Annotated in this window: 14 protein-coding genes; 13 read left to right on the forward strand and 1 reads right to left on the reverse strand. The window is 64.1% G+C overall.

Annotated features, from left to right (window positions below):
- The first annotated feature begins 118 nt into the window (after positions 1-118).
- The 4 genes from BUB53_RS21065 to BUB53_RS21080 all read left to right on the forward strand — a co-directional run bounded on the left by BUB53_RS21065 (position 119) and on the right by BUB53_RS21080 (position 6,286).
- Positions 119-1,078, forward strand: a complete 960-nt coding sequence (locus BUB53_RS21065) for a TAXI family TRAP transporter solute-binding subunit (protein ID WP_067263721.1) — start codon at positions 119-121, stop codon at positions 1,076-1,078.
- Between the two features lie 134 nt (positions 1,079-1,212).
- Positions 1,213-3,087 carry a TRAP transporter permease gene (locus BUB53_RS21070; protein ID WP_073037921.1) on the forward strand — a complete coding sequence of 625 codons (1,875 nt, stop codon included), beginning with the start codon at positions 1,213-1,215 and terminating at the stop codon, positions 3,085-3,087.
- 31 nt (positions 3,088-3,118) lie between these two features.
- Positions 3,119-4,825 carry a thiamine pyrophosphate-binding protein gene (locus BUB53_RS21075; protein WP_073037923.1) on the forward strand — a complete coding sequence of 569 codons (1,707 nt, stop codon included), beginning with the start codon at positions 3,119-3,121 and terminating at the stop codon, positions 4,823-4,825.
- Between the two features lie 12 nt (positions 4,826-4,837).
- Positions 4,838-6,286 carry an FAD-binding oxidoreductase gene (locus BUB53_RS21080; protein WP_073037925.1) on the forward strand — a complete coding sequence of 483 codons (1,449 nt, stop codon included), beginning with the start codon at positions 4,838-4,840 and terminating at the stop codon, positions 6,284-6,286.
- 4 nt (positions 6,287-6,290) lie between these two features.
- Here the strand turns inward: BUB53_RS21080 and BUB53_RS21085 are convergent, their stop codons facing one another.
- On the reverse strand, positions 6,291-7,037 hold the full coding sequence (locus BUB53_RS21085) for an SDR family oxidoreductase (RefSeq protein WP_073037927.1): 747 nt from the start codon (positions 7,035-7,037) through the stop codon (positions 6,291-6,293).
- Between the two features lie 178 nt (positions 7,038-7,215).
- Between BUB53_RS21085 and BUB53_RS21090 the strand changes: the two genes are divergently transcribed.
- The 9 genes from BUB53_RS21090 (at position 7,216) to BUB53_RS21130 (ending at position 13,182) form a co-directional block, all read left to right on the forward strand.
- Positions 7,216-7,827: a TetR/AcrR family transcriptional regulator gene (locus tag BUB53_RS21090; RefSeq protein WP_073037930.1), complete on the forward strand. Its 612-nt coding sequence runs from the start codon at positions 7,216-7,218 to the stop codon at positions 7,825-7,827.
- An 11-nt stretch (positions 7,828-7,838) separates the two neighbouring features.
- Positions 7,839-8,819 (forward strand): zinc-binding dehydrogenase, encoded by a 981-nt coding sequence (locus tag BUB53_RS21095; RefSeq protein WP_073037932.1) that lies wholly within the window; start codon positions 7,839-7,841, stop codon positions 8,817-8,819.
- A gap of 277 nt (positions 8,820-9,096) precedes the next feature.
- Positions 9,097-9,867 (forward strand): urease accessory protein UreD, encoded by a 771-nt coding sequence (locus BUB53_RS21100; RefSeq protein WP_073037935.1) that lies wholly within the window; start codon positions 9,097-9,099, stop codon positions 9,865-9,867.
- A gap of 1 nt (position 9,868) precedes the next feature.
- Complete coding sequence (locus BUB53_RS21105; RefSeq protein ID WP_067263701.1) at positions 9,869-10,171, forward strand: urease subunit gamma; 303 nt, start codon at positions 9,869-9,871, stop codon at positions 10,169-10,171.
- Between the two features lie 8 nt (positions 10,172-10,179).
- Positions 10,180-10,377 carry a hypothetical protein gene (locus tag BUB53_RS21110; protein WP_073037937.1) on the forward strand — a complete coding sequence of 66 codons (198 nt, stop codon included), beginning with the start codon at positions 10,180-10,182 and terminating at the stop codon, positions 10,375-10,377.
- The gene (locus tag BUB53_RS21115; RefSeq protein WP_067263695.1) at positions 10,374-10,679 is read left to right on the forward strand and encodes an urease subunit beta; all 306 of its coding nucleotides are present in this window, start codon (positions 10,374-10,376) and stop codon (positions 10,677-10,679) included. Before BUB53_RS21110 ends, BUB53_RS21115 begins: the two co-directional genes overlap by 4 nt.
- Positions 10,679-12,403, forward strand: coding sequence for an urease subunit alpha (gene ureC / locus BUB53_RS21120; RefSeq protein ID WP_073037939.1), 1,725 nt, complete (start codon positions 10,679-10,681; stop codon positions 12,401-12,403). The genes BUB53_RS21115 and ureC overlap by 1 nt, the downstream gene beginning before the upstream one ends.
- Before the next feature lie 10 nt (positions 12,404-12,413).
- Positions 12,414-12,920 carry an urease accessory protein UreE gene (gene ureE / locus BUB53_RS21125; RefSeq protein WP_084729404.1) on the forward strand — a complete coding sequence of 169 codons (507 nt, stop codon included), beginning with the start codon at positions 12,414-12,416 and terminating at the stop codon, positions 12,918-12,920.
- Complete coding sequence (locus BUB53_RS21130) at positions 12,913-13,182, forward strand: urease accessory protein UreF (RefSeq protein ID WP_308424346.1); 270 nt, start codon at positions 12,913-12,915, stop codon at positions 13,180-13,182. Before ureE ends, BUB53_RS21130 begins: the two co-directional genes overlap by 8 nt.
- Positions 13,183-13,207: the final 25 nt, after the last annotated feature.

Consider the following 13,207-nt stretch of genomic DNA (forward strand, 5'->3'; position numbering starts at 1 on the left):
AATTGACAGGCTAGAGATTCCCCCGCAGTCTGCGGATCACGGCAACAGGATGTCAGGGGGGAGCCCGGAACCCATCCAGTAGCTGCCGACACACAGTCAAAACTCGGGAGGAGTTTCTATGTCACCGTTCTTCAAATCGATCCGCCGCACCACAGCGGCCACCATCCTTTTCGCCGTCGCAGGCGCCGCCGCCCATGCGCAGAGCTTTGTCATGGCGACCGGCCAGCAGGGCGGGTCGTGGTATCCCGTGGGCGGCGCGATCAAGGCGATTGTGGAGCGTGAGAACCCCGATATGGACATCACCGTCACGCCGGGTGCGGGTGTGTCGAATGTGGTTGGTGTAGACGCGGGCCGCTTTGGCATCGCCTTCGCCAACTCGATCTCGACCGTGGATAGCCTGTCGGGCAAAGAGCCGTTCCGCAAAGCGACGACCAATGTCTGCAACCTTGGCATTCTTTATCCGCAGTACTTCCAGATCGTCGCGCTTGAGGATTCGGGCATCAAGACCATCGCCGACATGAAGGGCAAACGGCTGACCACGCAGCAGCTTGGCAACACCGGCGAATTCCTGACACGCGAGCTTTTGTCGACCGCCGACATGACCTTTGATGACCTCGACAGCGTCGCCAACACTTCCTATTCCGACTCCGCCTCGCAGATGAAAGACGGTCAGGCCGATTTCTTCACGCTGGGGTCGTCGCTGCCGACAGGTTCGGTCATGGATCTGGCGTCCTCCCGCAAGATCCGCCTGATCGACGTGGATGAAGAGACCTTCCAGTACTTCAAAGACAAGAACGCCGCCTTCCAGCGCCGCGAAGTCAAGGCAGGCGCCTACCCCGGTTTCGATGAGACCGTGCATGCGATCAGCTACGACACCCATATGGTCGCGCCCTGCGACTATGACGGTGAGATCGTCAAATCCGTGCTCGCCGCGATTGCCGACAACAACGACAGCTTCGCCGCGATCAGCAAATCCATGGCGAACCTGACGGTTGAGGAAATGGCCACCGACATCGGCGTGCCCTTCCACCCCGCCGCGAAAGAGTTCTACGCAGAGCGTGGCGTCTCGGGGATGTAATTCCCCCCTGACGAGAAACGGGTCGGCCGGGGCCAAGCGCTCCGCCCGACCCACATCCCCATAGGCCCCACCGCCCGCGCATCGCATGCGCCGCCGCATAAGGGCCGCCTTCCACTCTAGACGCGAGAACCCCCATGCAACTGTCGATCTTTCTGGACAAGATGCCCCTGATTACCCGCATAGCAAGGCTGATCCTGATCGGCATGGCTGCTTGGCATCTCTATGTCGCCTTCGTCGGCCCGCCCAACCCCTATATCATGCGCGGCGTGCACGTCGCTCTGGCGCTTTTGCTGATCTTCCTGACCGTCAACCGCAAGGGGCTGCGCAACGATGTGCCGCGTTGGTATGACGTGGTGCTCGGGTTGGTCGCCTTGGGCGCGGCGCTCTATCCATCCTTTAACCTCAACTACATCACGCAGCGCTTTCTCTACGTCGATCCGCTGATGCCGATGGACATCGTGGTGGGGATCACGCTGGTCGTCCTGTTGCTTGAGGCCACGCGCCGGATGCTGGGGCCGATGCTGCCGATCACGGCGCTGCTGTTTCTCGGCTACGGCCTCGCCTTCACCTCGACCCTGCCCTCGGTGATCCTTGAGCAGTTGTTCATGACGCCCGAAGGCATCTTCGGCATCCCGATCGCGGTTTCCGCGACCTATATGGTGCTTTTCATCCTATTCGGTTCCTTGGTCGAGCGGATGGGCGTGGGCCAGCTCTTCATGGATTTCGCCGTGGCGCTTACCGGGCGTCAGGTCGGTGGTCCGGCCAAGGTGGCCTGTGTGACCTCGGGCCTCTTCGGGTCGGTGTCCGGCTCTGCCGTGGCCAATGTGATGACGACCGGCACCTTCTCTATCCCGCTGATGAAACGCATGGGGTTCAAACCCGCCTTCTCCGGCGCCGTCGAAGCCGTGGCCTCGACCGGGGGGCAGATCATGCCGCCCGTCATGGGGGCTGCGGCCTTTGTCATGGCCGAATACCTCGGCGTCGGATACCTCACGGTTGCGAAATACGCGCTGGCGCCCGCAATCCTGTTCTATGTGGCCCTTTTCGCCGCGGTCCATTTCGAGGCCAAGCGCAAGGGCATCGGGTCGGTCCCCAAAGAGGATCAAGTGCCGCTGAAAACCGTCCTTGTCGAGCGGGGCCACCTGTTCCTGCCGCTGGCGATCATCGTGGGCGTGCTGATGCTGGGCTATTCGGCCCCCTATGCGGCGCTTTGCGGTATCGTCTCGGTCGTGCCCGTGGCGGCGCTGCGCAAGACGACACGGCATTACGTCACCGTCGACAACATCCTCGAAGCGCTCGAAGGCGGCGCGCGCAACGTGCTGGCGATTGCCGCAGCCTGTGCCTGTGCGGGCATCGTTGTTGGCGTGATCGACATCACCGGCCTTGGCCTGACCTTCTCGAACTTCGTGATCGAAGCGGCCCAAGACACGCTGGTCATCGCGCTCTTCCTGTCGATGATCGCGGGCATCATCCTTGGCATGGGGATGCCGACCACACCGGCCTATATCGTGCAGGTCGCCCTGCTGGTGCCGGCACTGGTGAAACTGGGCGTGCAGGTCGAAGCGGCGCATCTCTTCGTGTTCTACTTCGCCATCCTGTCGGCCATCACACCCCCCGTCGCCATGGCGGTCTATGCGGCCAACACCCTGTCGCACGCCAAGATCGTCGAGGCGAGCTGGGCCGCGGTGAAACTCGGGGCCACCGGCTTTATCGTGCCCTTCATGTTCGTCTATGAACCGGCGATCCTGATGCAGGGTTCGGCCACCCAGATCACCTTGGTCCTGTTGCAGGCCACCATTGGCGTCATCCTGCTGGCCGCCGCCCTGCAACGCTACTACTTTGGCCAACTGTCGAATGTGCTGTCGGTGGTGCTTTTCGGGGCGTCGCTCTTGCTGATCTATCCCGATCTGCGGCTCACCGCCTCGGGGCTGGTCATCGCGGGCGTTATCCTGGCCTTCCAGAAGGCCAGGAACCCCAGCCCGAAAAGCCAAGCGGCCACACATACTTAAATCTCAGAACGAACGAAACGGAGCCTTCTCCATGCTGCAAAAAACAACCCTCAAGGCGCGGACCGGCGGACAGGTCCTTGTGGATCAGCTTTTGATCCACGGCGCCGACACCGCCTATTGCGTGCCCGGCGAAAGCTACCTTGAGGTGCTGGACGCGCTGCATGACGTGCAGGACCGTTTCAACCTGATCAACGCGCGGCACGAAGCCGGGGCCGCGAATATGGCCGAGACCTATGGCAAGCTCACCGGCAAGCCCGGCATCTGCATGGTCACCCGCGGCCCCGGCGCCTGCCACGCGGCCATCGGGGTGCATATCGCGCAGCAAGACAGCACGCCGATGATCCTGCTCGTTGGCCAGATCGCCCGCGACACCACCGACCGCGAAGCCTTTCAGGAAGTCGACTACCGCGCCATGTTCGGCCCCATCGCCAAATGGGCCACCCAGATCGACGACCCGGCGCGGGTGCCGGAATATATGGCCCGCGCCTTCCGCGTGGCGACCTCGGGCCGCCCCGGCCCGGTGGTGATCTCCCTGCCCGAAGACATGCTGACCGAGGTGGCTTCCGTGGCCGATGCGCGGCCCTATACGGCCACCCATGCGGGGCTATCGCCCGATAGCCTCGATATGCTCAAGACCGAGATCGCGCAGGCCGAACGGCCCCTGCTGCTGCTCGGCGGCTCCGGCTGGTCGGATGAGAGTGCGGCGGCCATCACCCGCTTTGCCGAGGCCAACAAGATCCCCGTCACCACCTCTTTCCGGCGGCAGGACATCGTGAACAACCTCTCGCCGGTCTATGCAGGCGATTTCGGCACCTCCACCGCGCCCAGCCTCTATGCGCATCAACGCGAAGCGGATTTGCTCGTGGTGATCGGCGCGCGTTTGGGCGAGATGACGACCAAGACCTACACCACCATGCAATCGCCCAACCCCGAGACCCGGCTGGTGCATCTCTACCCCGAGGCGGATGAAATCGGCCGTGTCTATTCGCCGGATTTGGGCATCGCGGCGGCGCCCGTCGCTGTGGCCGCTGCCTTGGACGGCGTCGATCTGGGCCGGGCAGAGGCATGGGGCGATTGGTGCGACAAGCTGCACGCCGATTACCTCACCGATACCGAAGCACCCAATGGCGGGGAATGGGAACTCGACATGGGGGTGGCCCTTGCGCAACTGCGCGATGAGCTGCCCGATGATGTGGTGGTCACGCTCGACGCGGGCAACCACACCGGCTGGGCGCAGCGGTTCCTGCGCTTTGGCCGTCCGGGCCGGATCGTCGGCTCCACCTGTGGCGCGATGGGCTATTCCGTGCCTGCTGCCGTGGCCGCGTCGATTGCAGACCCTGAACGGCTGACGCTCTCCTTCGTCGGCGACGGTGGCTTTATGATGAGCGGCAATGAACTCGCCACCGCCGCGCAGTATGGCGGGCGGCCCATCGTGCTGCTGTTCAACAACGGCATCTACGGCACCATCCGCATGCATCAGGAACGCGACCACCCGGAGCGTATCTCGGGCACCACCTTGCAGAACCAAGACTTCGTAAAGATGGCCGAAGGTCTGGGCGCACATGCCGAACGGGTGACCAAAACCGAGGATTTCGCCGCCGCCTTCGCGCGCGCCCGCGAGAGTGGCCGTCCCGCCCTGATCGAACTGGTGACCGACCCCGAGCAGATCTCGACCCGCACGACGATCAGCAAGCTGCGCGCCGCGGCTCAGAAAAAAGTCGACGCCGACCAGCGCTGAAGGATGACCCAGATGACGACCCTGACCGCGCCGCGCCGCGCAGATGATACGGACGCGCAAGACCACGCCGCCTTGCTCGATGCGCTGCGCGATGCCATTGGCCCAGCCCATGTGGTGACTGACGCCAAGGATTTCGACGCGCGGCTGATTGAAGACCGCGGGCTGCGGCGCGGCACGGCGCTGGCGCTGATCCGCCCCGGCTCAACCGAAGAGGTCGCCGCCTGCATGCGCCTGTGCCACGCAGCGCAGGTGCCGGTCACACCGCAGGGCGGCAACACCGGCCTTGCAGGCGGCGGCGTGCCCGATGGCGGCATTATCCTCACGACCGACCGGCTGAACCGTATCCGCGCGGTCGATCCGACCAATGCCACGATGACGGTCGAGGCGGGTTGCATCCTTGCCAATATCCAAGCGGCGGCGGATGAGGTCGACGCGCTCTTCCCGCTCTCGCTCGCCTCTGAAGGGTCTTGCCAGATCGGCGGCAATCTTTCGACCAACGCGGGCGGCACGGCGGTGCTGCGCTATGGCAATACCCGCGACCTCGTGCTGGGGATCGAAGCGGTGCTGCCCGATGGCCGGGTGCTGAATGACCTGAACGGCCTGCGGAAAAACAACACCGGCTTTGACCTCAAACACCTGTTCATCGGCGCCGAAGGCACCCTTGGCATCATCACGGCGGCGGTGATCAAACTCTTTCCCAAACCCACCGCCCGGGCCACCGCGCTGGTGGCCTGCACCGGCCCCGATCCGGCGCTCGCGCTCTATGCGCGGATGCGCGGCCAGACCGCCGACACGCTTTCAACATTCGAGTATATCGACCGGCTGGGCCTGCAAATGGTGATCGACCACGCGCCCGGCTGTAGCGATCCGATGGCCGAGGCGCATCCCGCCTATTGCCTGATCGAACTTACCGGCAATGGCGCGCAGACAGACCTCGACGCCCGGCTGGAAACCGCATTGGAAGCGGCTTTCGAGGCGGAGGAGATCATCGACGCCGTGATCGGCGCCTCGGAGGCGCAGAAAGACGCGCTTTGGGCGCTGCGAGAGAACCTGTCAGAGGCGCAGAAACCCGAAGGCGCGTCGATCAAACATGACGTTTCGGTCCCGGTATCGCGCGTGGCAGATTTTATCCGCGAGGCGACCCAAGCCTGTATGGATCACATGCCCGGGCTGCGCCCCTGCCCCTTTGGCCATTTCGGCGACGGCAACCTGCATTTCAATCTCTCGCGCCCGGTGGATATGGCGGATGCGGCGTTCCTTGCCGAATACGGGGCCTTCAACCGGATCGTGCATGATATCGTGCACCAGATGGGCGGCTCTTTCTCGGCGGAACATGGCATCGGCACCTTTAAACGCGCCGAGCTGCGCCGGTATAAAGACCCGGTCGCGCTGGAGTTGATGGCGCAGATCAAGGCCACCCTCGACCCGGGCCATTTGATGAACCCGGGCAAGGTGCTTTGACCACTTAACCGCGCCCCGCGAAGGGCATTTTGGTGGCCATCACGGTGACGAACATGGCGTTGGAGTCGAGCGACAGCTTCGCCATGTAGGACAGCGTTTCGGCCACATCGTTCACATCCATGCGCGGCTCGGACATGCGGCTGCCATTTGGTTGCAGAATGCCCTCCTTCATCCGCTCGGTCATCTCGCTGGCCGCATTGCCGATGTCGATCTGCCCGCAGGCGATGTCATGCGCCCGCCCGTCGAGCGACAGCGCGCGGGTCAACCCGGTGATCGCGTGTTTCGTCGCCGTATAGGGCACCGACAGAGGGCGCGGCACATGGGCGCTGATCGAGCCGTTGTTGATGATCCGCCCGCCCTTGGGGCTCTGCCGTTTCATCAGGGCAAAAGCCGCGCGGGCGCAGAGGAATGACCCGGTCAGATTGGTCGCGACGATGTCGTTCCACTCCGCCACGCTGAGCGCGTCTACCTCAACCGCCGAGCCATTGCGCCCAGCATTGTTGAACAGCAGATCCAGCCGCCCAAAGGTCGTCTCCACCCGCTCGAAAAGCGCGTCGACCTCCGCCTCGACGCCCACATCTGCCGCCACGGCGATATGCCCCTGCCCGTCGAGCGTCGCGCAGGCCGCGTCGATCTTATCCTGCTGCCGCCCCGTGAGCACGAGGATGAAACCGTCCTTCGCCAAACGCTGCGCACAGGCAAGGCCCACCCCGCTTCCGGCCCCCGTGATTAGAGCAATCTTTTGATCCATCTTACCATTCCATCCCTGTCATCGCCCTGCGGGCCGTTGTGTGGAATCTAATATATATGATCGCGCAAGAATAGGTTTTTTCCGCTATTTTCTGGTTTGGCGCCTCGTTCAACTTGCCCGCCTCACATTCGCGCGAGCGCACTAGACGACCGGTCTATTATTCCTTAGATGCCCCGGTATGACAGAGGCAAAGAAATCAGATCAGACGCGGCAACGCATCTTGGACATAGGGCGCAGCCTCGTGCTGCGGCACGGGTTCTCTGGCGTTGGCCTGTCGCGCATTCTGAGCGAAAGCGGCGTGCCCAAGGGCTCGTTCTACTATTATTTCGCGTCGAAAGAGGCCTTTGGCACCGCGATGCTGGCAGATTACGTCGAGGCCTATCTCGACCGTGTCGATGCGCTGATCGCGGCTCCGGGAACGGCGGGCGACAAGCTCGACAGTTTCTGGGATGCATGGCTCAGCCAATCCAGCGCCCCGGGGATCGCCAGCGCCTGTTTGGTGGTGAAACTCGGATCCGAAGTCGCCGACCTGTCGGAAACGATGCGCGAAACGCTCGATCAGGGTGTCGATGCTTTGGTCGCCCGGATTGCCCAATTGCTGCGCCAAGGCGCAGAGGATGGGACCGTCCGGGTGCTCGAAAACCCCGAGACCACAGCCCGCATGCTCTATGCGAAATGGCTCGGCGCTGCGGTGCTGGCCAAACTGGCACGCAGCGATGCGCCCCTGCGCATGGCGCGCGCGGAAACCTCTGCCCAACTCTCCCCCACCGGGGGCCAATTCCCAACCTGAAAGGAAACAGCATGTTCGCTGCCATCCACGACACATTCGGCGAGCCCGCCGAGGTTCTGACCACCCGCGAAACCGACAAGCCCGCGCCCGCCGCAGGCGAAGCGCTGCTGCGCATGGTGCTCTCGCCCATCCACAACCACGACCTTTGGACCGTGCGCGGCAACTATGGCTACAAGCCCGACCTGCCCGGCGCCATCGGCGGCTCTGAAGCGCTTGGCATTGTCGAAGCCGTGGGCGAAGGTGTTGATGAGGCGCTGATCGGCAAACGCGTCACCGCCGCTGGCTTCCACGGCGCATGGGCCGAGTATTTCACCGCCCCTGCCGCGGGCCTGCTGCCCCTGCCCGAGGCGATCTCGGACGAAGCGGGCGCGCAGTTGATCGCCATGCCCTTCAGCGCCCTGTCCCTGTTGGAAACCCTGAAAGTCGGCGAAGGCGATTGGCTGATCCAAACCGCCGCCAATGGCGCAGTCGGCAAGATCATGGTCGGTCTGGCCAAGGCGCGCGGTGTCAAATTGCTGAACCTCGTCCGCCGCGAAGGCGCCGCCGAAGAGATGCGCGACACCGGCGCCGAACATGTCCTCTCCACCGAAGATGCGGATTGGCAGAGCAAAGCGCGTGAGTTGATCGGTAAAGAGGGCGCGGTCTCGGCCATCGATTCCGTCGGTGGCGAGTTGGGCGGCCAACTGGTCGAACTGCTGGGCAAGGACGGTGAGTTGATCGTCTTCGGCACGGCGACGGGCCAGCCGCTCACCATGTCTTCGGGCGAATTGATCATGAAGCACATCACCGTCAAAGGCTTCTGGGGCTCGCGCGTGAGCGGCGAGATGGCGGCAGAGACGCGGGGCCGCCTGATTGGCGAATTGGTGCAACTGGCCGCGAAAGGCCAACTGCCCCTCGACACCGGCGGCATCTACCCGCTGGCCGAGGTGACCGAGGCGATGAAATCCGCGCTGACCACGGGCCGTGGCGGCAAGGTCATGCTGCGCCCGTGATCGGGATTTGACGACAGCGGCGGCCCTCCCTCCCCGGGGCCGCCGCCCCATGCGCGGAATGCCCAAGTTTCGGACAGCCTCCCGATTTGCTGCCCATTTTTCAGGCAAACCCGCCGCGCAGGCGGCTCCGAACCGCCTCGGCGATGACTCTCCCCCATCTCTATGGTGATTAAAAAATCATCAGACTTTACCGGGCGGAGCGTTCCTCATTCTCATCGACAGCAGCATAAACAGCCCCCAAGCGACCCCGGTGCAGCCGCGCGCTATTGGTGCTGCGATGGTCTCTGCCAAGGCTGCGCGGGGCGGGTCGACAATCGGTGAATTGCGCCAGTCGGGCGCGATGAAGCTGCTCTTCCCCCGCCCCGATCCCGCGCTGTTGCAAGCGATCGTCATCAATTCCGCAGGCGGCATCACCGGCGGCGATAGTTTTGCCCTGACCGCCCGCGCCGAAGCGCAAGCGGCGCTCAGCCTCACCACGCAGGCCGCCGAACGCGCCTATCGCGCGCAACCGGGGCAAGTCGCGGCGCTGCGCAACACCCTCACCGTCGACTCCGGCGCGACGCTGCATTGGCTGCCGCAAGAGACCATTCTTTACGACGGATGCGCCCTGCGGCGGCATCTGACGGTCGATCTGGCGCAAGACGCCTCTCTCCTGCTGGTGGAGCCGCTGGTCTTTGGCCGCGCCGCTATGGGCGAAACCCTGCGTCATGCCTATTTCCGCGACCGGATCGAGGTCAACCGCGCGGGCCAGCCGCTTTTTCACGACGCGATGACGCTCAGCGGCGATGTCACCGCGCATCTGGCGGCGCCGCACATCGCGGCCGAGGCCGGTGCCCTTGCCACGCTGATCTATGTGGCCCCCGATGCCGAAGCGCGCCTGCCCCGGCTCCGCGCCCAATTGCCCGACAGCGCCGGGGCCAGCCTGATCGGCCCTGACCTGCTGGTCGCCCGGATCCTCGCCGCAGATAGTTTCGACCTTCGCCAATCGCTCGTCCCGATTTTGGGCGCGCTGAGCGGTGACACCCTTCCCCGATCATGGATGACCTGACGTGCAACTGACCCCGCGAGAAAAAGACAAACTGCTGATCTCCATGGCTGCCGAGGTCGCCCGCAAGCGCCTTGCGCGGGGGGTCAAGCTGAACCACCCGGAGGCCATCGCCCTGATCACCGACACCGTGGTCGAAGGCGCGCGGGATGGCCGCAGCGTGGCCGATATGATGCAGGCGGGTGCCCATGTCATCACCCGCGACGACTGTATGGAGGGGGTGGCCGAGATGATCCCCGAGGTGCAGGTCGAAGCCACTTTCCCCGACGGGACCAAATTGGTCACCGTGCACAACCCCATCAGATAGGATATCCCATGCCGCGTTTTGCCCCCCTTCTTGCCCTACCGCTTATGTCGCTCGCCATGGCGGCCTTCGCCCATAGCGCGCCGCTCCCCCACAGCCACGGCGGAGAGGGTGACGGATCGCTCGCCGTCTACCTGATCGCCGCCGCGGCCTTTGCGCTGTCGGGGGGGATCCTCGTCCTGCGGCGTCTGAAGACCGCCAAAGCATGATCCCGGGAGAGATCATTCCGGCGGAGGGCCTGCTGACCCTCAATGCCGACAGCACGGCGATCACGCTGATGGTCGCCAATACCGGCGACCGCCCGGTGCAGGTCGGCAGCCACTACCATTTTGCCGAGAGCAACCCGGCGCTTGAGTTCGACCGCGCCGCCGCGCGGGGCCTGCGCCTGGACATCGCGGCGGGGACTGCGGTGCGTTTCGAGCCCGGCCAACGGCGCGAGGTCGCGCTCATCCCGATCGGCGGGGCGCGGCGGGTCTTTGGCTTTAACAGCGCGGTGATGGGAGACCTCTGATGCCTGCACAGATCAAACGCGGTGACTATGCCGCCATGTTCGGCCCCACGGTGGGCGACCGGGTGCGGCTGGCCGATACGGACCTTATCATCGAAGTCGAGCGTGACCTGACCACCGGCGAGGGCCGGGCCTATGGCGAAGAGGTTAAATTCGGCGGCGGCAAGGTGATCCGCGACGGCATGGGCCAGTCGCAGGTCACCCGCGCGGGCGGCGCCGTGGACACGGTCATCACCAATGCGCTGATCGTTGACCATACCGGCATCTACAAGGCCGATGTCGGGCTGAAAGACGGGCGCATCGCCAAGATCGGCAAGGCAGGCAACCCCGACACGCAGCCGGGGGTCAATATCATCATCGGGCCGGGCACCGAGGTGATCGCGGGCGAGGGGCGCATCCTTACCGCCGGGGGCTTTGACAGCCATATCCATTTCATCTGCCCGCAGCAGATCGAAGACGCCCTGCATTCGGGGCTGACCACCATGCTCGGCGGCGGGACAGGCCCTGCGCATGGCACATTGGCCACCACCTGCACGCCGGGCGGCTGGCATATCGGGCGCATGATGCAGGCCGCCGACGCCTTCCCGATGAACCTCGCCTTCGCGGGCAAGGGCAACGCCAGCCAGCCCGCCGCGCTGGAAGAGCAGATCAACGCAGGCGCCTGTGCGCTGAAACTGCATGAAGATTGGGGCACCACCCCCGCCGCGATTGACTGCTGCCTTGGCGTGGCCGATGCGATGGATGTGCAGGTGATGATCCACACCGACACGCTGAACGAAAGCGGCTTTGTCGAACATACCGTGAAGGCCATGAAAGGCCGCACGATCCACGCCTTCCACACCGAAGGCGCGGGCGGGGGCCATGCGCCGGATATCATCAAGATTTGCGGCGAAGAGCATGTGCTGCCCTCCTCCACCAACCCCACGCGGCCCTTCACGGTCAACACGTTGGAAGAGCATCTGGATATGCTCATGGTCTGTCACCACCTTGATAAGTCGATCCCCGAGGATGTGGCCTTTGCCGAAAGCCGCATCCGGCGAGAGACCATCGCCGCCGAAGACATCCTGCATGACATGGGGGCTTTTTCGATCATCGCCTCCGACAGCCAGGCCATGGGCCGGGTCGGAGAGGTCTTGATCCGCACATGGCAAACCGCTGACAAGATGAAAAAGCAGCGCGGACGGCTGCCCGAAGAGACGGGCGACAACGACAATTTCCGTGTGCGCCGCTACATCGCGAAATACACCATTAACCCCGCCATCGCGCATGGCATCTCGACCCATATCGGCAGCATCGAAGAGGGCAAGCGTGCCGATCTGGTGCTGTGGAACCCCGCCTTTTTCGGGGTGAAGCCCGAGATGGTCTTGCTCGGCGGCAGCATCGTCTGCGCGCAGATGGGTGACCCCAACGCCTCGATCCCCACACCGCAGCCGGTCTATTCGCGGCCCATGTTCGGCGCTTATGGCCGGGCGGTCGAGAATTCCGCCGTGGTCTTTGTCAGCGAGGCGGCAGAGGCCGCGGGGGTGGGCGGCAGCCTCGGCCTTGCCAAACAGACGCTTGCGGTGCGCAACACCCGTGAGATCGGCAAGCGCGACCTGAAGTTGAACGACGCGCTGCCCGAGGTTGAGGTCAACCCCGAGACCTATGAGGTGCGCGCGGATGGTGAATTGCTGACCTGTGAACCCGCCTCCGTGCTGCCCATGGCGCAGCGCTATTTCCTGTTTTGAAGAGACCGAGATGACCCCAATTCTTTGCCAAGAGATGCGCCGCGCCGGAGCGTGGTCCGATGCCAGTGATCGGGTCGAGCTGACCTATGACGGGCGTTTTCTGCGCCGCAAGGTGCTGACCACGGCGGACGGGCTGGCGTTTCTGGTCGATCTTGCACAGACCACCTCGCTCGACCACGGCGATGCTTTCGTGCTGGCCGACGGGCGTCTCATCGAAGTAGTGGCCGCCGACGAAGCCCTGCTGGAGGTGACCGGCCCCGACCTGCCGCGCATCGCGTGGCATATCGGCAACCGCCATACCCCCTGCCAGATCGACGCCGACCTGCTGGTGATTCAGCGCGACCATGTGATCGCCAAGATGCTCGGCCAGATCGGCGCCACCACGCGAGAGATCACCGGCCCCTTCCGCCCCGAAGGCGGGGCCTATGGCCATGGACGCACCCATGGGCATGACCATGGCCATGTTCACCACGCCGTTCACAATCACGACCACCCGCACGACCATGCGCATGGCTGACACCCTACCGGCCGACGCGCTTCTGACCTTGGTGCAGATGCTGTCGCCCTCCTACCCGGTGGGGGCCTTCGCCTATAGCCATGGGTTGGAATGGGCGGTGCAGAACGGGGATGTGACGGGGCAAGACAGCTTGGCCGATTGGCTGCACGGCGTGTTGCGGCATGGGGCGGGTCAGGCGGATGCGCTTTTCCTGGCTCTGTTGCAAAGTTTTCTTGATGAGGTCACTTTCGAGCGTGGTCAGGCAGGAGAGCGGTTGTCATGAACGATTTCAAAGGGCGTCATTTCAC

The organism is Roseovarius pacificus (assembly GCF_900142665.1).
GTDB lineage: Bacteria > Pseudomonadota > Alphaproteobacteria > Rhodobacterales > Rhodobacteraceae > Roseovarius > Roseovarius pacificus.

Coding starts and splice junctions, on each gene's coding strand:
- ureC (WP_073037939.1), top strand. CDS start 10,679: ATGCCTGCACAGATCAAACGCGGTGACTATGCCGCCATGTTCGGCCCC.
- BUB53_RS21090 (WP_073037930.1), top strand. CDS start 7,216: ATGACAGAGGCAAAGAAATCAGATCAGACGCGGCAACGCATCTTGGAC.
- BUB53_RS21085 (WP_073037927.1), bottom strand. CDS start 7,037: ATGGATCAAAAGATTGCTCTAATCACGGGGGCCGGAAGCGGGGTGGGC.
- BUB53_RS21070 (WP_073037921.1), top strand. CDS start 1,213: ATGCAACTGTCGATCTTTCTGGACAAGATGCCCCTGATTACCCGCATA.
- BUB53_RS21110 (WP_073037937.1), top strand. CDS start 10,180: ATGCCGCGTTTTGCCCCCCTTCTTGCCCTACCGCTTATGTCGCTCGCC.
- BUB53_RS21100 (WP_073037935.1), top strand. CDS start 9,097: ATGGTCTCTGCCAAGGCTGCGCGGGGCGGGTCGACAATCGGTGAATTG.
- BUB53_RS21075 (WP_073037923.1), top strand. CDS start 3,119: ATGCTGCAAAAAACAACCCTCAAGGCGCGGACCGGCGGACAGGTCCTT.
- BUB53_RS21095 (WP_073037932.1), top strand. CDS start 7,839: ATGTTCGCTGCCATCCACGACACATTCGGCGAGCCCGCCGAGGTTCTG.
- ureE (WP_084729404.1), top strand. CDS start 12,414: ATGACCCCAATTCTTTGCCAAGAGATGCGCCGCGCCGGAGCGTGGTCC.
- BUB53_RS21065 (WP_067263721.1), top strand. CDS start 119: ATGTCACCGTTCTTCAAATCGATCCGCCGCACCACAGCGGCCACCATC.
- BUB53_RS21080 (WP_073037925.1), top strand. CDS start 4,838: ATGACGACCCTGACCGCGCCGCGCCGCGCAGATGATACGGACGCGCAA.
- BUB53_RS21130 (WP_308424346.1), top strand. CDS start 12,913: ATGGCTGACACCCTACCGGCCGACGCGCTTCTGACCTTGGTGCAGATG.
- BUB53_RS21115 (WP_067263695.1), top strand. CDS start 10,374: ATGATCCCGGGAGAGATCATTCCGGCGGAGGGCCTGCTGACCCTCAAT.